Origin of the sequence: Peptacetobacter sp. AB800 (assembly GCF_047807365.1) — a bacterium.
Taxonomy (GTDB): Bacteria; Bacillota; Clostridia; order Peptostreptococcales; family Peptostreptococcaceae; genus Peptacetobacter.
Genome location: NZ_JBLOUI010000009.1, coordinates 1 through 23,306, shown reverse-complemented (window position 1 = coordinate 23,306; position 23,306 = coordinate 1). Strand labels below are relative to the sequence as shown.

Genomic DNA, 23,306 nt, shown 5'->3' with positions numbered 1-23,306 from the left:
TTCACCTTTCCTTTTTTGTATATTCAACTAAATTTCTACTCTATATGATAGAGATTTTTCAAATATCTTTGAAATATCATAATCGAACATAACTATATTGTCAATCTTTTCAGGATTTATCATAATATTTTCTTTTAAAGCCTCTACATCGTATCTAAATGGCTCAAACTGTACATATTTTATTATCATTTTAGCTGGGGTATTGAAGTGTTTTGGAATATACTTCTTAACATTTTCGTCATCCTGAAGGAATACATGACATCTATTTTTAAAGTCCTCAGGATAATTTCTAACAAAGAAATCCGGTACATTGCTAGTTTTTCCAAGAGATACATAATCGTATTTTAGAATATCTCTAAACAATTCTATATCCTCTCCAATTTTTTCTTCATAGAAATCTAATAAAATTTTGTAGTTCTGATTTTTTCCCTGACCTGCATCAAAATATCCATTTGAATCGTGATACTCTGCAAATTCTTCATAGAATTTAAATGGAGATTCTCTATAATATCTCTTTACAATAAATTCCATAGACATTCTAAAGTTTCCTGAGTTGTAGTATCTTTCAACCATTTCCTCGATATCTTTTAGTTTTAATATTTCCCCATAAGAAATATATTTATTTGATAATACTTCATATGGTGGATATGATTTATATTCAAATCCATGCATATCTGCAGTTTTTCTTATTCCAGTTCCCTTTATCATCTTTAAAAATCCTAACTGAAGTTGCTCTATTCCTAAGTTATATACATCATTGAAAGATTTTTCAAATCCTTTATACCCTTCATAAGGTAACCCTGCTATTAAATCTAAGTGCTGATGTATATTTTTATAAGATTCTATCTGTTTTACAACTTTAGATAATTTTACAAAGTCGTCTTTTCTTCCACACGCCTCAAGTACATTTTGGTCTGTAGACTGAACACCTATTTCAAACTGGAATAATCCTGGTTTACAATCTTTTAAGAACTCCAACATCTCATCATCAATTAAATGAGCAGTTACCTCAAAATGGTATGTTGTAAACCCATTATCGTTTTCCATAAGGAATTTCATTATATCCATAGCAGTTTTTTTCTTAGCATTGAAAGTTCTATCTATAAATTTTATCTGAGCAACTCTAGCATCTATAAGATTTTTTAAATCTTTTTTAACCCTATCTAAACTAAAGTATCTAAGTCCTTTTATAGCTGAAGATAGGCAGTACTGACAGTTAAATGGACATCCTCTTGAAGATTCATAGTAAACTATTCTATTTTCGTATTCTTTAGGATCCATATTGTCGTATGGACTTGGTATTAAATCTAAATCCTGTAGATAAGGTCTTTCTTCATTGACAACAACCTTATCACCATCTCTCCAAACAAGACCTTTTATATCAGCTGCATTCATTTTGCCGTTTAACATAAGGCAAACATCTCTAAATGTAACCTCACCTTCGCCGTATAAAATATAATCTATGAATTTATTTTCTTTCATTAAATTTTCGCTGTCGTAACTAACCTCAGGTCCACCTAAACCTATTATTAAATTAGGCATAACCTTTTTTAAATTTTCACAAAGGCTCATTATATCTACAACATTCCAAATATATACTGAGAAAAATACAGCATCGTAGCCACCTTTGTATATATCTTTTAAAATATAATCAGCTTGATTATTTATCGTATACTCTCTTATTTCTGTTTCCTGCACGTCTTTTGCAAATTCTTTTAAATATCTTATCGCTAAATTTGTGTGTATAAATTTAGAGTTAAGGGTTGTAAGTAATATCTTCAAAAAATCACCCTCCAAAATTCTTTTTATATTTATTTTTGCAATATTTTCATCTATTTCAGTTTAATATTGCAACATTCTCTTCTTTCCTTGTATTTTGTTCTTTATTTTATTATTATAATAATTGTAGGTAATATATTATAATCGTCTATTTTGACAGAAAGGATAGCTATCATGGAAAAATTCGAAAAAGTCTCACTTAATGATTTATCTGTTCAAGATCTTCTTCTTATAATAAAAGCCCTTGAATACACTAACGAAAATACTAAACTAAATGTATTTGGCGATCTTAGAAATAATCTTGTAAAAGAGCTTTGTTTCCTTACTGAAACAACTGAAGAAGAATTTCTTTCTTATATCGAATCTAAATCAGAATAATTCTAATTAAGATTTTTTAGCAAATCTAAAGCAGTACTCTCCTGATTTAGCTTGCACATTTATTTTTAATAAATTTCCATTTATAATCTTTGATTTTACTGTAAGCTTGTTTAATATAGGGTCTTGAATCGAATCACCCTCATTTAACGAAATAATTTCCAGAGGATTTGCCTTAGCATGATACTCTTTTTTATTAATTTTATATTTTTTAAGTTTTACAGTATATTCAGCCATGGAATCCACAAAGTCTATATTCTCTATTTCCGTTGAAATCTTTTGACCTAATAGCGAGAATAGGACTTTTTTTATTGAATCTATATCAGACTTTTCCTCTCTATCCTCTACATATATATCAAAAATAGCATCAAGTAATCCTGAGCATATATCATCACTAGAATCTCTTTTTCCATCTTTATACTCATCTATAGTTTTTATAAGACCAATTCTGTACATCTGGAATTTTACAACATCAGATTTTTCCATATCTATATTTAAAGAAATCACTCTTTCTTTTATCATGTCCATTATCTCATCATACTCAATAGATGGATTTTTTAATAAATTATGAATTAATTCACTGTAAATCAACGTTGCAATTAAATATTCACTATATTTATTTTCAATCTTAAAATACATTACATATTTTTTTACAAGCTCAACAAGCTCTTTATCACATTTTTCTCCAGCATTATTTCCCAATATTACCGGAAGAAAAATATTTAAAAGATTTTCACCATTGTACTCAGCTCCATAAAACTTATAATATCTAAGCTCATCTCTAAGTCTGTTATTATCTACAAATAAATATCTCTGCTTAAAATCATCTATCAAACATTTTGTATTTACAAGCATCAACATTTTTATTATATCACTATCTGTATCAAACGCACTTATATAGGCATTTTTTACAATACTATCTATTTGATTTTCCATAATTTCACCTCTAATTTAAAAAAAGAGGCTTATAAAAATAAACCTCTCTCTTTACTCTAAACTACTTTAAATCTAAAAACTACATTTTATGTGGTGCGTGCATTCCTAATAATGCAAGACCATTTTCTATTGACTGTCTTGTAGCTTCAACAAGAGCAAGTCTTGCTTTTCTTAATTCCGCATCATCTACAAGTATTGGGTTGTCATGATAGAATTTATTGAATGCCTGAGCAAGATCTAGTACAAATCTTGTTACTATATGAGGCTCATTTTTCTTCATTGATGCAAGTATACATTTGTTGAATGATTCTATAACTTTTAGAACTTCTGAGCTTCCTTCATCAGAAAGTAGGCTGTAATCTATATCAGAAGTAACCTCTTCGTTAGCTTTTCTTAATACTGCACAACATCTAGCGTGAGTGTACTGTACATAAGGTCCAGTTTCTCCATCAAAGCTAAGTGTTTTATCCCAAGAGAATGTGTAGTCTTTTATTCTGCTGTTTGATAATTCCTGGAATACTACTGCACCTACACCTACCTGTTTAGCTATTTCATCAACATTTTCAGCGTTAGGATTCTTAGTAAGTATTATATCTTTAGTTTTTTCTATTGCCTGTTTTAAAACGTCTTCAAGGAATACTACTCTACCTTTTCTAGTAGACATTGTTCCACTTTCAAGAGCAACCATACCAAATGGAACGTGAACAAGGTCTTTAGACCATTCGTATCCCATAAGTTCTAGTACTTTGAATAACTGCTGGAAGTGAAGTGCCTGCTGAGAACCAACTACATATAAACATTTGTCGAAATCATAAGTTTCTTTTCTGTATATAGCAGCTGCTAAATCTCTTGTCATATATAATGTTGAACCGTCTTTTTTAGTTATAAGAGCTGGAGTTAAATTATATGCATCAAGATTTACTATATTTGTTCCTTCAGATTCTTCTAGTAATCCTTTTTCTTTTATTAAATCTATTACTCTATCCATTTTATCTGAATAGAAACTTTCTCCTGCGTATGAGTCGAATTCTATGTCTAAAAGGTCGTAAACTCTTGAGAATTCTTTTAAACTTTCATCTCTGAACCACTGCCATAAAGCTTTAGCTTCTTCATCACCGTTTTCTAGTTTTGTAAACCATGCTCTAGCTTCATCTTCCATTTCTGGATGTACTTCAGCTTCATCGTGGAATCTTACGTATAATTTTAATAATTCTGGTATTGGGTTGCTTTCTACTGTTTCTTTATCTCCCCATAATTTGAATGCTACTATTAATTTACCGAACTGTGTTCCGTAGTCACCAAGATGGTTTATTCTAACCATATTGTATCCCTGAGAATTGTATATTTTGTATAGTGCATTACCTATAACTGTAGTTCTTATATGTCCTATATGGAATGGTTTTGCTATGTTAGGAGAAGAGAAGTCAACTACAACAGTTTTACCTTTTCCTAATTCACTTTTACCGTAGTTTTCTTTTTCAGTAAGAACTTTATTTATAACTGTTTCAGCTAATTTTGATTTGTCAACGAAGAAGTTCACATATCCTCCTAACTGAACAACTTTTGATATAGATCCTTTTGGTTCTATCTTTCCTGCTATATCTTCAGCTATCATATTTGGAGCTTTTCTAAATATTTTAGCTAATTTAAAACAAGGGAATGCATAATCTCCCATTTCTTTATTAGGTGGTATTTCTATATAGCTCTGTATTTCTTCTAAAGTAAGGTCTTCTATCTGTTCCTTTAAAGCAGAAGCTACTTCTAATTTAAAATCCATTATTTCTTCCTCCTCAAATATTTTCTTTATATATTATTAATTTTCTTTATATTTTCCGTACAAAAATCATATTTTTTCGATTTTACATACTTACACTTATCTCTCTATGTTAAAACAATTTCAACTATTTTTCAAGGTGTTTAGACAATTTAATATATCATTTTTTATTTTCATTTATTTTTATCTTTTCTGTTCTAAATCTTTCTCGCTAATAGCTCTTATTCCGTTCATTTCAAATAATGCTGCAGTTACACCTTTCCCAACTTTCTTTATTCCTTTAAACTCACCATTGTGTATCTTATTAACACCACAAGAAGGACTTCCTTCTTTCAATATCGCTAACTCAACATTGTTTTTCTTAGCCTCATCTAAACTAATCTGAGCACCCTTCATATACTCTTTTGTAACATCTACTCCCACTCTAGATATAACCTTACAATTTCCATCTATTACATCTTTTCCTTCTCCACCTATTATCTCTGCAGGCTCTCTTGGAGTAGAAAGACCTCCTGTGCACTCTGGACAAATTGTTATATATTCCTTTCCTTCTAAATAACCTAAAACCGCATCATTTCTATTATTTCCACCACTGTACTTGCAATTTTCTCCAACTAAACAAGCTGAAACAACTATCATAACCTCATCCTCCTAATCTATATTAAAACTAATAAAATAATATCTCTCTCATATACTAATTATACATTTATCTACACACTCTTGTCCCAAAATATTTTACTATTAAACCTTTAAAAAGTATGTTTATAATTTTATGTAACAATTTCGTACCATTAAAATAATTTTATTACATAGAAAAAAGGTGGGGTTCAATCAAACAGCAACAATCTACAGACTATTTTTACATTAGCCTCGAACAACGTCCGAGATTTAAAAAAATCGTCGAAGCCTGGCGCGTTTGATGAACCTCACCTTTTTCTTTGAATATATTATTTTAATGTTACAATTGTGACACCTACGCCACCTTCACCGTATCCACCCGGTCTTTTTTTCTTTACATGTTTATTCTTTTTAAGAACATCCTGAAGTCCTGTCTTTAATACTCCAGTCCCAACACCATGTATTACAGTCACCTGTTCTAAACCTGCAACTGTAGCATCATCAAGATACTTTTCAAGTTCAAGAGTTGCCTCTTCAAGATTCATTCCTCTTAAATCAACTTCTCCTTTTACTCTTCCTGATTTTGCCTTTATTACACTTCTAGTTTTCTTAGTAACTGTAGCCTGTTGCTGATTTTTAATTCTCTGAAGAGATTTGTATGGCAATGTCATCTTCATTATACCAATCTGAACAACAGCTTCTTTCTTTTTATCATCAGCTGAAACAACTGTACCTTCCTGATTAAGTGTAATTACTTTTACATCTTCACCAGCTTTTAAATTTTTAATTTCTTTTGAAGCTACTTTAGGCACTATCATACTTTTAACAGTAGGCTGTAAACTTCCCATTGAATCCGTCAATTCTTTTCTAAGCTGTTCAATCTGTCTATTCTTTTCTTTAGATGCTCTTTCTTGCTCTAATTCTCTAAGACGTTTTATTATTTCGTCTACTTCTTCTTTCGCCTGTCTTGTTATAGAGAATGCCTCACTTCTAGCTCTTTCCATCATCTTTTCTTTCTGATTAGTTAGTTTTTCTAGTTTTTCAGCCTCAGCATCTCTTATCATCTGTATTTCAGTTTTTAATTTTTCAGCTTCTGCTCTATCTTCTTCTGCTTTTATTCTATTCTTTTCTACATTCTGAAGAAGGTCTTCAAGTTCTATATTTTCTGTATTTATAAATTCTTTAGCTCTATTTATAACAAATTCGCTAAGCCCTAATTTTTTCGATATTTCAAAGGCATTAGATTTTCCTGGCACTCCTATAAGAAGTCTATATGTAGGACTTAATGTTTCAACATCAAACTCAACCGCAGCATTTTCAACACCTTTTTTAGTAAGGGCATAGTTTTTAAGTTCACTGTAATGAGTAGTAGCTATACATTTTGCTCCTGCCATCCGAACATCTTCTAGTATTGCTATTGCAAGTGCTGCACCTTCTACTGGATCTGTTCCTGCTCCAAGTTCGTCAAATATTACTAAAGAATCTTCTGTAACCTTATCTAATATAGATACAATTCTAGTCATATGAGATGAGAATGTAGATAAACTCTGTTCTATACTCTGTTCATCACCTATATCTGCAAATATATTGTCGTATACACACATACTACTTCCAAAATCAGCAGGTATATGTAGACCACTCTGTGTCATAAGTGCAAATAAACCTACAGTTTTAATAGTTACTGTTTTACCACCTGTATTTGGTCCTGTTATAACTAATGTGTGGAATTCATCTCCAAGATATATTGTATTTGCAACAACTTTTTTAGGATCTAGCAATGGATGACGTCCATTTTTTATTACAAAGCTTTTATCCTTATTAAGCTTTGGATCTATCCCCTTCATTTCTAATGAAAGTTTACCTTTTGCAAATATAAAGTCTATTTTTTCTAGTATTTCTTGATTTGATATTATTTCTCTAGCTATTTCACCTATCATCTTAGATAATTCAGCAAGAATTCTTTCTATTTCTTCCTGTTCATCTAATTTTAACTTTCTAAGTTCGTTGTTCATCTCAACTATACTCATAGGCTCTATAAATAGCGTTGCTCCAGATGATGACTGGTCGTGTACTATACCTGCAACAACAGATCTGTATTCTGCTTTTACAGGTACAACAAATCTATCTCCTCTCATAGAAATAATACTATCCTGTAAGTATTTCTGGTATGTAGCTGAAGATATTATAGTGTTTAGTTTTGATCTTATAGACTGATTTTTTTGTACGATTTTTCTTCTTATATCCCTAAGTGTAGAAGATGCACTATCTGCTATCTCTATTTCACTAACTATTGCATTGTATATTGCGTCTTCTATTTCTCTATGTATGTAAAGAGATGTAGCAAGTGATTGTATTATAGGATAGTTAAAATCCTCTTCTTCCCCATCTCCAGATAAGCTATTAGATAATACTCTAGCTGCTCTCAACGTATCAGCAACCATTAATAAACTTCCTGGATCAAGCGATGCTCCTATTTCCGCTCTCTTTACCTTATCTAAAACATCGTGTATCCCACCTAAGTTTACATGTCCTCTCTTTATTAAAATAGACTGTGCCTCTGTAGTTTCTTGCAATCTATACTGTACTTCTTCAAAATCAGAACTTGGTTCTAAATTTTCTATTTTATGAAGTCCTAAAGATGACGATGCTTTTGTTTTTAAAATTTCTATTATTTTATCAAACTCAAGAACTCTAAATGATTTATTATCCATATTTCCCCCTCTTTCTAAAATTTTTTAAATTTATTAATCAAAATTTTTTATCAATTAAATTTAATATAATTTATATTTATTTATAAAACGTTGAATTTTAGGACATATTGAGAAAATCGTTTTTTCTTTTTTAAAAAATTTTCAGATTTCAATATAAATTTGACGTTTTCCAATGTTTTTTTTTTATTTTTGTATTATACTGTTAATGTAGCTATTTAATATTATACATAAACATACAAAATTTGTATAATACAAAAGCACTTTTATTTATTATTATTTTATTCAGGAGGATTTTACAAATGTCAAATGTATTAGGACACTTAGAACCAAAAAGAGTTTTCGAAAACTTCGAAGCAATGAACCAGATACCAAGAGCTTCATATCATGAAGAAGCAGTTAGTAACTGGTTAAAAGAATTCGGTGAAAAATTAGGATTAGAAACTATCCAGGATAAAGTTGGTAACATAATAATCAGAAAACCAGCTACTGAAGGATATGAAAACTGCCCAACAGTTATACTTCAGGGACACATGGATATGGTTCCAGTTAAAGGAAAAGGATCTAACCATAACTTCGACACTGATCCAATAGAAATGAAAATAGTTGATGACATGATATACGCTAACAACACTACTCTTGGTGCTGATGACGGTATAGCAATAGCTATGTCTTTAGCTATATTAGAAGACAATACTTTAAAACACCCAGCATTAGAAGCTGTATTCACAATAAACGAAGAAAGTGGAATGGACGGTGCTTATGCACTAGATACTTCTTTATTAAAAGGTAAATATCTTTTAAATATAGACTCTGAAGAAGAAGGATTCTTCACTATAGGATGTGCTGGTGGTAAAACTCCACTTCTAACTTTAGACAAAGAATATAAAGAAGCTTGTAGCTGCAAAAAAGCAGTAAAATTCTCTGTTACTGATTTACTTGGTGGACATTCAGGACAGGAAATACAGTTACAGAGAGCTAATGCAACTAAATTAGTTGTAAGAATGTTAACTCAGCTTTCAGTTGATTTCGATTTAGCGGACTTAACTGGTGGTACTATGCATAATGCTATACCAAATCACGCAGAAGCTGTTATATTAGTAGAAGATGTTGATGCTGTTAAAGCTGAATTAGAAGCATTATACAACAAAATGAGAGCTGAATTCGCAGTTTCTGAACCTCACATGAACTTAGTATTTGAAGATGTTTCAGTTGAAAAAGTTTACACTGATGAATTCAAAACAAAACTATTAACATTATTAACTTTATTACCACATGGTGTTAATTCTTACACAGTTAATGAAGATGGATCTCTTGATACTTCTCTTCCAGAAAGTTCAACTAATATGGCTATAGTTGAAAACGTTGGAGATCAGATTAAAGTTACTTTCTCTATAAGAAGTGCTAAAGAATCTATAAAAGAAGAAATAGCTAAGAGAGTTGAATTACTTGCAGCTTCTTTAGGATGCAAATTCGAAATAATAGCAGGATACCCAGCTTGGGAAGTAATTCCTCACTCAACTATAGAAAAAATATGTACAACTTCTTGGAAAAAATTAACTGGCAATGAACCAAAAATAATAGCTATACATGCAGGACTTGAATGTGGTCTTCTTCTTGACAAAATGGAAGGTGTAGAAGCTATATCTATAGGACCAGATATGTTCGATGTTCACTCTGAAAAAGAACATTTAAGCATACCATCAACTAAAAACTGCTACGAATTCGTTCTAGATGTATTAGAATCTATGAACCAGTACTAAAATTAAATAGTACAACTTAAAACTGAATAAATAATAGACTGAAAGAGATTGTTTCTTTAAGATTCAATCTCTTTTTTATTATCCTATACTTGTATTCTTTCAAAAAATAAAAAAATAGACACCATCTCTTTCAGCTTTTGCTTATGAGATGGTGTCTATAATATGTCACCGTTTTTCTTTATTATCATATTTTTTACCTTTCCTTTTCCACAATCTATATTAATTTTAATTGTAATATTATTTTTTATATCATCTAATTAAATTCGCTTATATTTTTTTCTGTTTAGATGATTTTATCTATTTAATCAATATGTTATTTTTTATAACATTTGTTAGTATATAACGAATCTTTTTTAAGATTCACTTGCTTTACCCTTTAGTTTTAACTTCTTTGTAGTGCTTTTTTAATTTTGTAATATTGGAGGTTTTAATTTGTAATGGCTAATGTAAACTCTATGCTGGATGTTTTTGTTTAATTCTTAACTTTTCATTGGACTCACCACTTTCTTTTTATATTTGCTACTTTAGCTATTTTTTGATTTAGATTTATTTTAAAAATCTTTTATCTTTTTGTTTAATTAAATTATACTCCCAGTTTTGCAAGTTGTCAACTATTTTTCAGAATATTTTTTGAATTTATTTTATTTTTTTGTTTCGCTATTTCAACTAATTTATCCTGCTCCAAAAATCTTATATCAATTAATTTGATCCAACAAAAAACTAATAAATCTCTTTATAAACAAAAAAAATTATAGACACCATCTTTGCCAATTTTCTTTGACCTTCTAGAGATGGTGTCTATAATGTATCACCGTTTTTCTTTACCATTTTTGTTACCTGTCCTTTTTAGATTTTATAATTAATTAATAGTTTTAATTAACCTTTTTGCAAATTATTTTAGTTTATATTTTTTATTATATTAGATTATAATGCGATTAATGTAACTTTGAACTACTTTTTCTCGGAGGTTTTATTTCCGTTACTACTTTTTGCTGGATGAAGTTTAATTGCTTTAATGTTTAGAGAATAGATTTTTTTATTTTGTATTATATATCTGTATATTGATTGCCATCCATTTTTACTTTATATACTTTTATATATTTTAAATATATAATTAAGTATCTTATAATTCAATTTACTGATATATATTCTTTATATTTTCATTGGACCCACCACTTTCTTTTTTCTTATTTTTGGATTCTATCCAAATCTTCCAATTAACTTAATCTTTTTATTAGATTTAGTTTTGTTTTTGAAAAAGTGTTTTTATCTTTTTCTTTAATTAGATTATACACTCCATTTTGCAAGTTGTCAATTAGTTTTCAGAATCTTTTTTTAATTCTTTCTTTTTAAACTTATATAACATAATTCATCAAAAAAGGCAAGATATTTTTATAAATACCTTGCCTTTTTTTACACATAAAAGTTTTTTTATATAGTTTTTAAAGTTATTTTTTTATCATTTTTGAAACTTTTTTTAAAAATCTTTCTATTTTTTGATTTTTCTAGTTTCCTGAAGAGTATTCTTCTTTTAATGCCTTGCTCAATGAGCTAAGTACATCCGGTGGAACTGTATTTTCTGTAGATGGAGCTAAAGCTATTGCTTTTTCAGCTACACCATATTGAGTATTTTTTCCACCTTTAAAAGAATCTCCCCCATCGTATACCATGGCACATAAATCATAAACAGCCTTTGAATAGCTTTTTGTTATAGATGCAACCACCTTATCTTTAGAATAATGGTACTGATCTTTATTAACGGCTATAATTTTTGAATAATTGCTATTAATTGAATCTATAGCTGCCTTTGAATCATCCTCTGTAGGTGCAAATAATATATCTGCTCCATAATATTCTACATCCACAAATGCATTTTTTGCATCCTCATAAGATTCATATATATTTACATTTCTAGATATAATTTCTGGATTTTTATCATTGGCTTTTTTTAGACCTTTTTCAAAACCTTGTCTATACGCTTTTTCACTACTTCCACTTGTTCCACTTATATATCCCACTTTATTTTTAGCAGTCATCTTTCCTGCTATAAATCCAGCTATAAACCCAGATCTTTCATCATCAAATGTTATGCTAGTTAAATTCTTAGGCATATCTCCATCAACTGTAGCATCTATTAATGCAAAATCCTGATTAGGATATTTTTTAGCGTATACACTTATTATATTTTCAAATCTAGGTCCTGCTCCTATTATTAGAGAAGTTTTTCCTCCCTTTACAAGAACCTCTATATTACTCTTTATATCGTCTTTACTTGAACATTTTATAAATCTTCCATCTATACCAAGACCAGATTCAGCTTCTTCAAGACCTGCTCTTGCTGATGAAATAAGTGTTTCCCCTGCTCCACCTTCTGCATCAGTCAAAAGAGTTACATTTACTAAATCCGATACTGGCTCCTCTTTTTCCTTTTCTTTATTAATCATACTACAACCACCAAGGCTAGTAGCAATCATAACAGCCGAAAGAGATGAAATTATAAATTTTTTTAACCTCATCTTATCCTCCCTAAAAATAATTATTCTATTTCTTTAGGCAAATAATTCCCATTGCTCCAGGACCTGAATGAGTTCCTATTCCTGTTCCTATCTGGAATAACTCTATATTATCCGGATGAAGTTCTTCTTTTACACAATCCATAAATTTCTTTATTTCATCCTCATCATTATCAGTATATCCCACATATGCAGTCTGTCCTGAAAGATCTCCACATTTGTCCTTTGTTAATTCTACCATTTTAGATACTAAATTTCTTTTACCTCTAACCTGAGATAACTGTGATACTAAACCATCTTTAACGTATAATATAGGTTTAATATTTAATATATTTCCTATAGCTGCTTTAGTAGAAGAAATTCTTCCACCTTTCTGAAGGTATTCAAGTGTATCTGTGCAGAACATTACAAATACTTTTTCTTTCATAGCTTCAAGTGCTTCTAATATCTCATCTATAGTTTTTCCTTCATCTCTTAATTTTATTGCCTCTATAACGTATCTAGCTATACCGTAGCAAACCTGCTGAGAATCGAAAACTCTTATATCTCCTGACATATCATTTTTTGCCATTATTGCACTCTGGCAAGTTCCAGTTGCTGAAGAAGATGCAGCTATATATAATATGCTAGTATCTTCTGAATTGTATTTACCAAACACTTCTTTAAACTGTCCATAAGTTACCTGAGATGTTTTTGGATATACATTTTCATTTCTTAACATTTTATAAAAATCATCTTTTGAAATATCTATACCATCTCTGTATTCTTTTTCCCCGATTATCACAGTTAGTGGTATCATTTCTATATCATTTTTTTCAACTATGCTTTTGTCTAAATCACAAAGACTATCGCATATTATTTTAATTTTACTCATATCCATTCTCCTCCTGTTTATTATCTCATTCCTGGGTAATCTAGCTGTCTAAGCGCTTCGTATGTCATAACTGCAACAGCATTAGAAAGGTTTAAACATCTAGCTCTTTCTAAATCAAGCATAGGGATTCTTGCACAATCCTCTATATGTCTTTCTATTATTTCTTTAGATAAACCTTTTGTTTCGCTTCCAAAAACAAGAAAACATCCATCTTTATATTCTACATCAGTATGAGTTCTTTTGACCTTACTTGTCCCTAAAACATACTGTGCATCTGGATTCTGAGCTTCTAGTTCTTCAAAGTTTTCATATATCTTAACATCTGCTATATCCCAATAATCAAGACCACATCTTTTAAGATGTTTATCTGTTAATTCAAATCCTAATGGTTTTACAAGGTGTAATTTTGCACCTGTAACTGCACATGTTCTTATTATATTGCCTGTATTATGTGGTATTTCAGGCTCAACTAAAACTATATTAATTGCCATCTATCTTCCTCCTACATATATACTATTCCTATAAAGCATTTATTTTATTCAATAGTATTCCTCATTATAAAGTATTCTCAGTCTTTTATTTTACTATCTCTAAAAAATAATTACAATGCTTTTTTATCGGGCAGTCGGTACATTCTGGCTTTCTAGCCTTACACATTCTTCTTCCTAAAAAGATAAATAAATGATGTGCTTTTGACCATCTTTCTTTAGGAAGAACTTTCATAAGTTCAAATTCTGTTTTTTCAGGAGTAGAAGTTTCGACAATTCCTATTCTATTTACTATTCTAAAAACATGAGTATCTACTGGAATCGCAGGATGCCCAAATGCATTACTTAAAACAACTCCCGCAGTTTTTCTTCCTACACCTGGAAGCTTTACTAGTTCTTCTAATGAGTCTGGAACCTCTGAGTTGTAATCGTTGTATAAAATTTCTGATGTCATCTTTATTTTTTTAGCCTTACTTTTGTAAAGCCCACAAGTTTTTATCATCTCTCCTATTTCTTCCTCAGAAAGATCTGCAAACTGTTTCGGTGTATTGCAAACTTTAAACATTTCATCTGTTACCTTATTTACTCTGACATCTGTACACTGAGCAGAAAGAATTGTCGCAACTAACAATTCAAAAGGCGTCGTATAATGCAATTCACACTCAGCATCAGGATACTGAATCTCTAATAAATCTAAAATTTCTTTTATCTCTTCACTACTTTTTCCCATTAATCTTCCTCCAATATCTCAAGATTTCTCTTTATAATTCCCTTTCCTCTCCAAGAAAATGCTCTATTATAATATCTTCTTTTAAATTCTTTATTTGATATCCGATTTATCTCCTCTAAATCAAGCTTTTCAATTAAATCATTTTTAAATTCTTCAATATTTGTCATTTCAATATTCTTATTATGAGGACATACCTTTTGACACATATCACATCCAAAAATAATTTTATTTTCCTTGATTATATTCTTTTCATCGTCACTAAGCTCGCCTTTCTTTTGGGTTATATAAGAAATACATTTTTTAGCATCCATATCATAGCCTTCAAGAAGTGCATTTCCTGGACAGCTCTTTATACATTTTCCGCATTTTAAGCAGGTCTTTTCCAAAGGAACATCTTTTTCTATATCTAAGTTTGTAACAATATAACCAATAAATACATATGATCCATATTTATCAGTTATTATACTACCATTCATCCCCCAAAATCCTATCCCTGAAATATAGGCCAAATACCTGTCAACAAGCGGACCATTATCTACAAATATCTCTGTTTTTATAGAATTTTCCTGTGTATCATTTTCCCCATTCGAAAATTTTTCCTGTATTTTTTCACAGATACTGTTCATTATACCCCTAATTACTAAATGATAATCGTATCCTCTACAATAACAAGAAATATTAGAGTCATTTACATCCCCACAGTAATAAGGAAAAGCTGCAACTATTATCGACTTTGCATCCTCCATTATCAAAGTAGCATCAAGCCTTTTATCTATATCACTCTCTTCCATACCGCTAAGATGATTCTCATCTGCTCTCTTCTGCAAAATATCTCTAATCTCATTTCCAAATTTTACTGGAGCAATTCCACAATAATCCACTCCATACTCTAAAAAAATTGACTTTACAATCTCGTTTCTTGATTTTAACTCTCTACCTTCAAAATCATCCTTAATTAACAAAAATGCCTCCTCCTTTTTACTTCAGAAACATTCAATTTGATTTAACATCACTAAAAAAGTATAATGTTATTATTAATATGATAACACAAATTAAAAAAAGGTGGTAAATTATGATAAAACTGGTAATACCTGGTAGACCAATAAGTAAGTCTAATTTCAAACTACATAACGTAAATGGACAGGCTTGGATGCCAGCAAAAGGTAAATATTCAAAATATCTAGCTTACGAAAACATGATTGCAGGATACGTAAACCAACAATATCAAGGTGAACAAATAGAAGAAAACCTAATAACAGTCATGAAACTATACTTCCCAAACAAAAAAATGGGGGATCTTCACAACTATCCAAAAAGCATCTGTGACGGACTAGAAAAAAGCGGAATAATAAAAAACGACAAACAACTAAAACCTGTAATGCTATTTGACTTCATAGACAAAGAAAACCCTAGAGTAGAAATAGAACTATACCCCGCATCAGAATATGCTATAGAATATAACATAGTAAAAAAAGATAACGAAAAATAAGCTATAATTTTTGACAATTAGATTGTAATTATTTTATTCTAAAAAACTTTTCTTTATGTAGAAATTTCAATATAAGAAAATAGATAATTCAATAAGATGTCGTAATAATTTTTTAGTGTTTTAATCTTTATTTATATTATCTATTTTCTTTTAGCATTGCAATTTCTCTTCCATGTCCCTCATCATCATAAGGAGTTTCCAAGAAGAATGGAATATCTCTTAATTTAGGATGATTAACAACCTCTAAAAGAGCCTTCATCCCAATCTCTCCTTCACCTATACCAGCATGTCTATCCTTATGCTTTCCAAAAGGCATCATACTATCATTCAAATGTATAGTCTTTAATCTATCAAGACCAATCACTCTATCAAACTCATCTAAAACACCATCTAAATCATTAACTATATCGTATCCAGCAGAGAATATATGACATGTATCCATACATACACCTATTCTTTCATTATGCTCAACGCCGTCTATTATAGCTCTTATCTCCTCAAAACTTCTTCCTATCTCAGTACCTTTTCCAGACATAGTTTCAAGAAGTACAGTTATATTCTCATCTCCAGTTATAGCCTGATTAAGCCCTTCTATTATCTTTCTAGTACCTTCTTCAACTCCACCACCTACATGGCTTCCTGGATGGAAACAAATGTACTCAACACCTATTGAATCCATTCTCTTAACATCTTCTCTAATAACCATCTTTGCAAATTCATAAGTATCTTCATTTGCAGCTGCTAAATTCATAGTATATGGAGCATGTGCTAATAATTTTCCAAAATTATTTTCCTCTCTAATCTTCTGAAACGCATCCATATCCTTTTCATTAAATTCTTTTGCATTTCCACCTCTTGGATTTCTACTGAAAAACTGGAACGTATTTGCTCCTATATCCACAGAAATCTGAGCTGCCTTTTTAAAACCTTTTGGTATTGAAACATGTGCACCTATAGTAAACATAAATAATCCTCCTAATAAATTATAAATTTCGTAATTTCATATACATTCTTATACCCTAAAAATTATATAATAACCAAAACAAAAAAATAAGGGATTCTAATTAACCACAAATTAACTAGATATCCCTTGTTATATCTTACATATCATAATTTCTATTTTTCTGGTATAGAAACAAAAGCTACTTCGTAACGTTCTCTATCAGCATCTCTGTTTTCTCTAGCTGATATTTCCTCTAATTTTGCACGAAGAGTTTCTTTTATTTCTTCAGCTTCTTCTTTTGATAATTCTACATTGTGGAAATCTTCTATATTAGATCCACTTAATTTTCCAGCTTCAGCAGCATTGAAAAACGCTTCGCTAACATCTTCAAACTTATTTACATAGAACTCATCAGTTTCTCCTTCAATTTTTCCTGCTAATGAAAAATTAAAAACATTCTTCCCTATCTCTATACTTTTAGCTGTTGGATAATAGTATTTTTCAACTATTCCTGATTTTATTTTTTCCTCTACTAAATCTAATATCCCCACCTTATAAAGCATCTTTATATGGTAGTTTATTTTTGCATGAGGTTCTTCTAAAATTTCTGACAATTGTTTAGCAGATAGTGGAGAATTTTTGAACTGGTTTAATATTTCTATTCTTTTTGGATGCGCCACAGCTTTTATACATTCTAAATCTCTTAAAACCATTACCTCTTTCATAATTTTCTCTCCTAAAAAAATTTTTTAATATAAATCATACTACTCTCAATTATATATTACCAATCCTTATATTGTCAAAAAAAAATTTTATGTCATTAAACTATTTTGCTTCCTCCAATAAATTCTCTGACAATAGATGTTGATGGTATATCAGAAACATCCTCTATCGTAGCAAAGTATTGTATAAAGCTAAGTATTCTTGCTGCCTCAATATATTCTATACTTTCTGGATCTACTTCCTTTAAAAGTGGCTCTACATATTTCTTTAATACTGAAATTTCGTATACACACGCTGAATTAAACATAGCATCTGCCTCTTCTTGATAAGGGAATATATTCTCTTTTTCTCCCTCTCTTACATTCTTCCAACTTTTTATAGTATCTTCTGCACTATATCCTCTAAAATTAGAGTCCCTTACAATTCTTCTTATAAGTCTTAAATCTGTTGTAGGTATTCTGTTGTGAGAATCAAGATTTATCTGAGTTAATGCACTTATATATATTCTAAATTTTTTACTATCATCTATATGAGCAGTTAATTTAGGATTTAGTCCATGTATTCCCTCGATTATTATAGATTCATTTTCTCCAATAGACATCATCTCTCCAGTAAACACTCTCTTACCAGTTTTAAAATCGTATCTTATTATCTCAATTTCTCCACCACTTAAAAGCGTGTTCATGTCTTCATTGAATTTTTCAACATCTATAGCATTTATAGATTCATAGTCATAAGAACCATCTGCCTTACGAGGTGTATGCTCTCTTTCTATAAAGTAATCATCTAAAGAAATTGCTCTAGATTTTACTCCACTAACCCTCATCTGTATAGAAAGTCTGTGTGCAAAACTTGTCTTACCTGATGATGAAGGAGCTGCTATTAAAATAACTCTACTGTTTCTTTCTTTTATCATATCGGCAATCTGAGAAATCTTCTTCTCATGAAGTGCTTCAACAGTTCTTATAACATCTCCTGACTCTCCAGATTCAATTATTCTATTTAAATCTATTACATTCATTACACCTAATTTTGCCGCCCAATCTTCAGACTCATCGTAAATATTTGATAGCTTAGGCTGATCTATAAACTTCTCTGGAACTAGTGCATCATCTTCTGATGGCCCCATAAGAACAACACCTTTTTTGTATTTAACTACATCAAATACATCCATATATTTTGTAGAAGGTGGCATCATCCCATAAAAATGATCTATATAACCTTCACACACATATATTTTTGCATTCTCTTCATCCTTATTTTCTATAAGTTCTGCTTTATCTTCTCTACTAAGTATTCTAAAAATCTGTCCAGCATCCAATTTATCCATTACAACCTTTTTAATCGGACAATCTTCAGCTACTATATTTCTCATTTTATTTTTTATATCTTCTATATCTTTATCTGTAAGTTCTCTACCTATATCCATACTATAGTAGACACCATTTGATAAAGAGTGCTCTACTGTAACTTCCATTTTTTCATAAAGTTTTCTGCAAGCTGTTATAAATACAAAAGAAAGACCTCTAAAGTACACTCTAGCTCCATCTTCATTATAAAAATCTAAAAGCTCTACCTCTTCACCGTTGTATACTTTTTCGTATAAATCACAAAGAGATTTCCCTTTTATCGCTGCAGTTACAACTCCATCATGTGCTTCATTAAACTCATCTGCTATTTCAGAAAGAAGTAAATAATCTCTATTTTTTCTTTCAAATTTTTCAATTTTTCCGTCAACTTTAACTTCTATTACTCCCATCTCAAACCTCCCAAATTGTTTATTTAACACTTACTTATTGTTATATTATTTTAAAAAATTCTTTAACCCTAGTTATACTATTCTCCAAATACTCTGATTTAACCTCTATTACTGCGTAATCTGGACTCATATCTATTGCTGCTTGCAGCTCTTCCCCTGTAAGTCTACCGGAGAAAATTTCAACATGATCGTCTACTTCACCGCTGCAATCACTAATATGAACAACCTTTGTATATTCTTTAAGAGTAGAATAGTCATCTCCACTTAAAATACAGTGCCCTGTATCAAAGCAAAAGTAAGGCATATCAACTTTTGCCCTTATTTTATTTGTATTTTCAAAAATATACTCAAATTCTCCTGTGGATATCCCTGTATTCATCAAATCTCCACCATTTAAACTGTATGAGTTTTCCACAGTTATCACAGGAACTCTTGATAACCTTTGCAAATTTTCTTCTAGTTTAAAAAAGAAATCCACAGAATTATTTAGATATCTCTTTTTATTATTTAAATATCTATTCTTCATAGCATATCCCATATGCAAATTTAAATATACTGGTTTTAAAAATTCAACACCTCTACACATATCAACACAGAATTTTGCCCAAGAGATTCTAATACACTCTATTTCCTCACATGTATTTATCTCCATAGCCAAATGTACTCCAATAGACAAGCCAAGCTCCTCTATCTTGTCGATAAAAGGAGCTACCTTGTTAATTTGAGCAACTGTGTCTATCCCTATTTCTAAATGATTGATAAAATCTCTATTTCGCTCTATAATCTCTAGAGTTTTTTCTATTTCATAGTATAAACAAGCTACACCTATTCTCATTTTTCTAATTCCTTAAAATTAATCTACAAAGCCAAAGCTAGACATTGGGAATAGTCTAAGCATAACATGGCCCATTATATCTTTTTCGTCTATTAATCCAACTTCTGGGAATCTACTATCTAAGCTATTTACTCTATTATCTCCCATTGCGAATACCTTTCCTTCAGGAACTACAACATCGACATCTCCTTCTGTGTACATTCCTTCATCTAAATAAGGCTCATCTATTACTTCACCATTTACTCTAACTTCTCCGTTAGATATCTGTACATGGTCTCCACCAACACCTATTACCCTTTTTACAAGGTCTTTACCTCTGCTGTCATCGTGAAGAATAAAGTCCATAGCTCTTCTAAGTGGGTTTCTTGTTTCCACAGACAAATCTGAGTATCCATCAATAGGCATATCTGTGTCAAATATTATAATATCCCCTCTCTTTGGATCTCCTATTTTATATTTTATAGTATTTACTATTAGATAATCTCTATCCTGAAGTGTAGAAAGCATTGATTCTCCATCAACTCTTGTAGGTCTAACAAACTGAACTACTACACCTGCTATTATAAGGGCTGTTACTATTATTCCAACCCATTCTTTTACTACAGAAAAAGCTCCTTTATTCTCTTTTTCTGCTTTTTTATTTTCGTTTTTATCTTTTTTACTCAAAAGCTTCATCTCCAATCATAACAAATAAATATAAATACGCTTTGAAAATATCAGTTGTCTTCAAAACATACTTATACTATATCACTTTTTTATAATTTCGTCTTTCATTTTTCTAAAGTTGAATTTTTCTTCTAAGTCCTTTAGGATATCTATTTTTTATAACTCCTCCAGACTCTTTTCCCCAACCTAGAGAAACACCTTCAACCCCTACAATTATCCATCCTCTAGACTCTCCTGTATTAATTACATCACCACTCATATAAGCTTTTATCTCATCTGAGTCGAATTTAAAATCAGCAAAGTTTTTAACATCTTCTTTTTTAAGATAGTGAGCTAATGCGTGAGAAGGCTCAAATCTATTTTTCTTTAACTCACCAAGATGTAATCCCTGTCTTAATAATTTTATCTTCTTAGTATCTGGAGAATCTTTAGGCATTAGATATAAATTTTCTCCTCTTATAAAGAAGTCTCCATCTAGTTTTATGTTTAAGAATTTTTTTTCAAAATCTCTAAAGTCTTTTAGCTCTTTATCCAATCTTTTGAATTTCGCTGGTTTTACACTGCAATCCTCTTCGTCGTGTTTTATTATCTTAGCTACAAAGTGTCCTTCTCCTTTTACCTTATGTGGCCATAATCTTTCCTTTAATACAACCTCTGCATTTTCAAATTCTTCTGCAAATCCGTCTATTATATCTTCGTCCTCTTCCTTTGCAAAAGTACAAGTTGAATAGACTAAAGTTCCTCCATTTTTAAGCATTTTATATCCATCTCTAATTATTTCATGCTGAATATCTCTACATTCTATTACCTTTGCATAGCTCCAATCGTCGATTGCAACCTGATCTTTTCTAAACATACCTTCTCCAGAACAAGGTGCATCTATTATAACTTTATCAAAATAACCTTCAAATACTTTTAACAATCCCTTAGAATCTGTATTAGTTATTATTGCATTGGCTGCTCCAAATCTCTCAAGATTTTCTCCAAGTGCCTTTATTCTAGTCGCATTTATCTCATTAGATACTAAAAGCCCTGTATTATTTAACTTTGATAATATATATGTAGATTTTCCTCCAGGTGCAGCACACATATCAAGAATTCTGTCTCCTTCTTGTATATCAGCCTTTGGTACAACGCTCATTGCAGAAGGCTCCTGTAAGTAGTATGCTCCTGCATCATGAAGTGGATTTCTCCCTGGTTTGTATTCATCTTCATCGTAATAAAGCCCTTCTTCTGCCCATGGAATATCCTCTGTATTACAATCTAAAAGCTCTTTTAATCTATCTTTTTCCATTTTCATTGTATTTACTCTTATAGCAGTAGTTTTTTTCTGCTCGTAGCTTTTTATAAAATCTTCAAACTCATCTCCTAAAAGCTCCTTAACATCATTTAAAAATCTTTCTGGTAAATTCATCTTTTTTCCTCTCTATTTTTATATTATAAAATTTATCATTCTAACCTTTATTTAGAATTTATCATCTCTTTAATTCCAATAATTTATTTTACACTATTGATGTTATTTTCTTCAACTCTTATCATAATTTGAGTAATATAATCCTTCATATCTGAAATAGCAAAATCATTCATGCCTATCTCAAAAGAATATCCGACAAGTGTTAGATTATTTTCTTCTGCGTATTTTACAATTTCACCATAAAATTTAGGTAGAGTATCCCAATCTCCCATATGATACGCACAAATATATTTTCCCTTTGGCTTTATTATCATATTATCAGAATCTATATCATCTAACATTTCTATAAATAAACCATCATATTCCTCAAATTCTCCTCTTTGTATCTTTTCAACCGAAACAAAACTTCCTATTCCTTTGCAGTATTCGTCAACAGTCCAAACATCTTTTATATGTGATATAAGCTGCTTTAAATCGTCGTCCTCAAACTTAAAAGGTGTGTAGAAAAATTTTTCTTCCTCACACTCAACAACTTTTATATAGTTTTTATTTCTTACCTCATCACACTTACTCAATTTCTGCAATTTATCCTCAAGTACTTCTTTTCTTCTATTCAATAAATATATGAAATCTGATGGTATGAATGATTTCTACTTATTCACTGATACAACTTGCAACTTCGGATTCTATGAACACAATGGTATGACTAGAAGAGGAGAAAAAAGAGAAAAAGTAGAGGTTGATGGACAGATGGCAGATATGAAGTTCTTCATTTACGACTTCAATTTATAAAATAGATAGGATTATCAAGTAGGGGCTAACTTGTAGCCCCTCTCACACCACGGAGCGTGCCGTTCGGCACTCCGCGGTTCAATTTCATATAATAATCTAAGCAACTTATTAATCCTCTTTTAGTGAA

Annotated in this window: 21 protein-coding genes; 4 read left to right on the top strand and 17 right to left on the bottom strand. The window is 30.5% G+C overall.

What is annotated here, in order from left to right; translation table 11 throughout:
* Positions 1 to 27: 27 nt before the first annotated feature.
* Positions 28 to 1,782 (bottom strand): B12-binding domain-containing radical SAM protein, encoded by a 1,755-nt coding sequence (locus tag ACK2WN_RS04625; protein WP_300530868.1) that lies wholly within the window; start codon positions 1,780 to 1,782, stop codon positions 28 to 30.
* Positions 1,783 to 1,953: 171 nt separating this feature from the next.
* Here ACK2WN_RS04625 and ACK2WN_RS04620 point away from each other — a divergent pair, with 171 nt between their 5' ends.
* The gene (locus ACK2WN_RS04620; protein WP_006440669.1) at positions 1,954 to 2,157 is read left to right on the top strand and encodes a hypothetical protein; all 204 of its coding nucleotides are present in this window, start codon (positions 1,954 to 1,956) and stop codon (positions 2,155 to 2,157) included.
* Positions 2,158 to 2,163: 6 nt separating this feature from the next.
* Here the strand turns inward: ACK2WN_RS04620 and ACK2WN_RS04615 are convergent, their stop codons facing one another.
* The 4 genes from ACK2WN_RS04615 to ACK2WN_RS04600 all read right to left on the bottom strand — a co-directional run bounded on the left by ACK2WN_RS04615 (position 2,164) and on the right by ACK2WN_RS04600 (position 8,193).
* The gene (locus ACK2WN_RS04615) at positions 2,164 to 3,090 is read right to left on the bottom strand and encodes a hypothetical protein (RefSeq protein ID WP_416154948.1); all 927 of its coding nucleotides are present in this window, start codon (positions 3,088 to 3,090) and stop codon (positions 2,164 to 2,166) included.
* A 79-nt stretch (positions 3,091 to 3,169) separates the two neighbouring features.
* Positions 3,170 to 4,867 (bottom strand): arginine--tRNA ligase, encoded by a 1,698-nt coding sequence (argS, locus tag ACK2WN_RS04610; RefSeq protein WP_416154947.1) that lies wholly within the window; start codon positions 4,865 to 4,867, stop codon positions 3,170 to 3,172.
* Between the two features lie 180 nt (positions 4,868 to 5,047).
* Positions 5,048 to 5,503, bottom strand: a complete 456-nt coding sequence (locus ACK2WN_RS04605; protein WP_416154946.1) for a DUF523 domain-containing protein — start codon at positions 5,501 to 5,503, stop codon at positions 5,048 to 5,050.
* Positions 5,504 to 5,811: 308 nt separating this feature from the next.
* Entirely contained in the window at positions 5,812 to 8,193 is a 2,382-nt protein-coding gene (locus tag ACK2WN_RS04600) for an endonuclease MutS2 (protein WP_416154945.1), read from the bottom strand.
* A gap of 299 nt (positions 8,194 to 8,492) precedes the next feature.
* On the opposite strand from ACK2WN_RS04600, the gene ACK2WN_RS04595 reads away from it, so the two are divergent.
* Positions 8,493 to 9,953 carry an aminoacyl-histidine dipeptidase gene (locus ACK2WN_RS04595; RefSeq protein ID WP_416154944.1) on the top strand — a complete coding sequence of 487 codons (1,461 nt, stop codon included), beginning with the start codon at positions 8,493 to 8,495 and terminating at the stop codon, positions 9,951 to 9,953.
* Between the two features lie 1,505 nt (positions 9,954 to 11,458).
* Here ACK2WN_RS04595 and ACK2WN_RS04590 read toward each other — a convergent pair.
* The 5 genes from ACK2WN_RS04590 to queG all read right to left on the bottom strand — a co-directional run bounded on the left by ACK2WN_RS04590 (position 11,459) and on the right by queG (position 15,520).
* Positions 11,459 to 12,469: a BMP family ABC transporter substrate-binding protein gene (locus ACK2WN_RS04590; RefSeq protein WP_300531491.1), complete on the bottom strand. Its 1,011-nt coding sequence runs from the start codon at positions 12,467 to 12,469 to the stop codon at positions 11,459 to 11,461.
* A gap of 25 nt (positions 12,470 to 12,494) precedes the next feature.
* Entirely contained in the window at positions 12,495 to 13,340 is an 846-nt protein-coding gene (locus ACK2WN_RS04585) for a DegV family protein (RefSeq protein ID WP_300531488.1), read from the bottom strand.
* Positions 13,341 to 13,360: 20 nt separating this feature from the next.
* Positions 13,361 to 13,831, bottom strand: a complete 471-nt coding sequence (locus ACK2WN_RS04580) for a tRNA (cytidine(34)-2'-O)-methyltransferase (RefSeq protein ID WP_118548589.1) — start codon at positions 13,829 to 13,831, stop codon at positions 13,361 to 13,363.
* An 85-nt stretch (positions 13,832 to 13,916) separates the two neighbouring features.
* Complete coding sequence (gene nth, locus ACK2WN_RS04575; RefSeq protein WP_118548588.1) at positions 13,917 to 14,558, bottom strand: endonuclease III; 642 nt, start codon at positions 14,556 to 14,558, stop codon at positions 13,917 to 13,919.
* Positions 14,558 to 15,520, bottom strand: a complete 963-nt coding sequence (gene queG / locus ACK2WN_RS04570) for a tRNA epoxyqueuosine(34) reductase QueG (protein WP_300531483.1) — start codon at positions 15,518 to 15,520, stop codon at positions 14,558 to 14,560. Before queG ends, nth begins: the two co-directional genes overlap by 1 nt.
* A 110-nt stretch (positions 15,521 to 15,630) precedes the next feature.
* Between queG and ACK2WN_RS04565 the strand changes: the two genes are divergently transcribed.
* Positions 15,631 to 16,047, top strand: a complete 417-nt coding sequence (locus ACK2WN_RS04565; RefSeq protein WP_270839726.1) for a RusA family crossover junction endodeoxyribonuclease — start codon at positions 15,631 to 15,633, stop codon at positions 16,045 to 16,047.
* A 136-nt stretch (positions 16,048 to 16,183) separates the two neighbouring features.
* On the opposite strand, the gene ACK2WN_RS04560 is transcribed toward ACK2WN_RS04565, so the two are convergent.
* From ACK2WN_RS04560 to ACK2WN_RS04530, 7 genes are all read right to left on the bottom strand, one after another.
* The gene (locus tag ACK2WN_RS04560; RefSeq protein ID WP_416154943.1) at positions 16,184 to 17,011 is read right to left on the bottom strand and encodes a deoxyribonuclease IV; all 828 of its coding nucleotides are present in this window, start codon (positions 17,009 to 17,011) and stop codon (positions 16,184 to 16,186) included.
* A 152-nt stretch (positions 17,012 to 17,163) separates the two neighbouring features.
* A complete protein-coding gene (locus ACK2WN_RS04555) occupies positions 17,164 to 17,715 on the bottom strand; it encodes a helix-turn-helix domain-containing protein (RefSeq protein ID WP_329999930.1) in 552 nt (183 codons plus the stop codon).
* A gap of 95 nt (positions 17,716 to 17,810) precedes the next feature.
* Positions 17,811 to 19,472 carry a nucleoside kinase gene (locus ACK2WN_RS04550; protein WP_300531581.1) on the bottom strand — a complete coding sequence of 554 codons (1,662 nt, stop codon included), beginning with the start codon at positions 19,470 to 19,472 and terminating at the stop codon, positions 17,811 to 17,813.
* A gap of 40 nt (positions 19,473 to 19,512) precedes the next feature.
* A complete protein-coding gene (locus ACK2WN_RS04545; RefSeq protein ID WP_416154942.1) occupies positions 19,513 to 20,307 on the bottom strand; it encodes an endonuclease in 795 nt (264 codons plus the stop codon).
* A gap of 18 nt (positions 20,308 to 20,325) precedes the next feature.
* Positions 20,326 to 20,982 carry a signal peptidase I gene (gene lepB, locus ACK2WN_RS04540; RefSeq protein ID WP_329999935.1) on the bottom strand — a complete coding sequence of 219 codons (657 nt, stop codon included), beginning with the start codon at positions 20,980 to 20,982 and terminating at the stop codon, positions 20,326 to 20,328.
* Positions 20,983 to 21,085: 103 nt separating this feature from the next.
* Positions 21,086 to 22,387 carry an RsmF rRNA methyltransferase first C-terminal domain-containing protein gene (locus ACK2WN_RS04535; protein ID WP_416154941.1) on the bottom strand — a complete coding sequence of 434 codons (1,302 nt, stop codon included), beginning with the start codon at positions 22,385 to 22,387 and terminating at the stop codon, positions 21,086 to 21,088.
* A gap of 83 nt (positions 22,388 to 22,470) precedes the next feature.
* On the bottom strand, positions 22,471 to 22,971 hold the full coding sequence (locus tag ACK2WN_RS04530) for a GyrI-like domain-containing protein (protein WP_416154940.1): 501 nt from the start codon (positions 22,969 to 22,971) through the stop codon (positions 22,471 to 22,473).
* Between the two features lie 55 nt (positions 22,972 to 23,026).
* On the opposite strand from ACK2WN_RS04530, the gene ACK2WN_RS04525 reads away from it, so the two are divergent.
* Complete coding sequence (locus ACK2WN_RS04525; RefSeq protein ID WP_329999940.1) at positions 23,027 to 23,179, top strand: hypothetical protein; 153 nt, start codon at positions 23,027 to 23,029, stop codon at positions 23,177 to 23,179.
* Positions 23,180 to 23,306 lie beyond the last annotated feature (127 nt).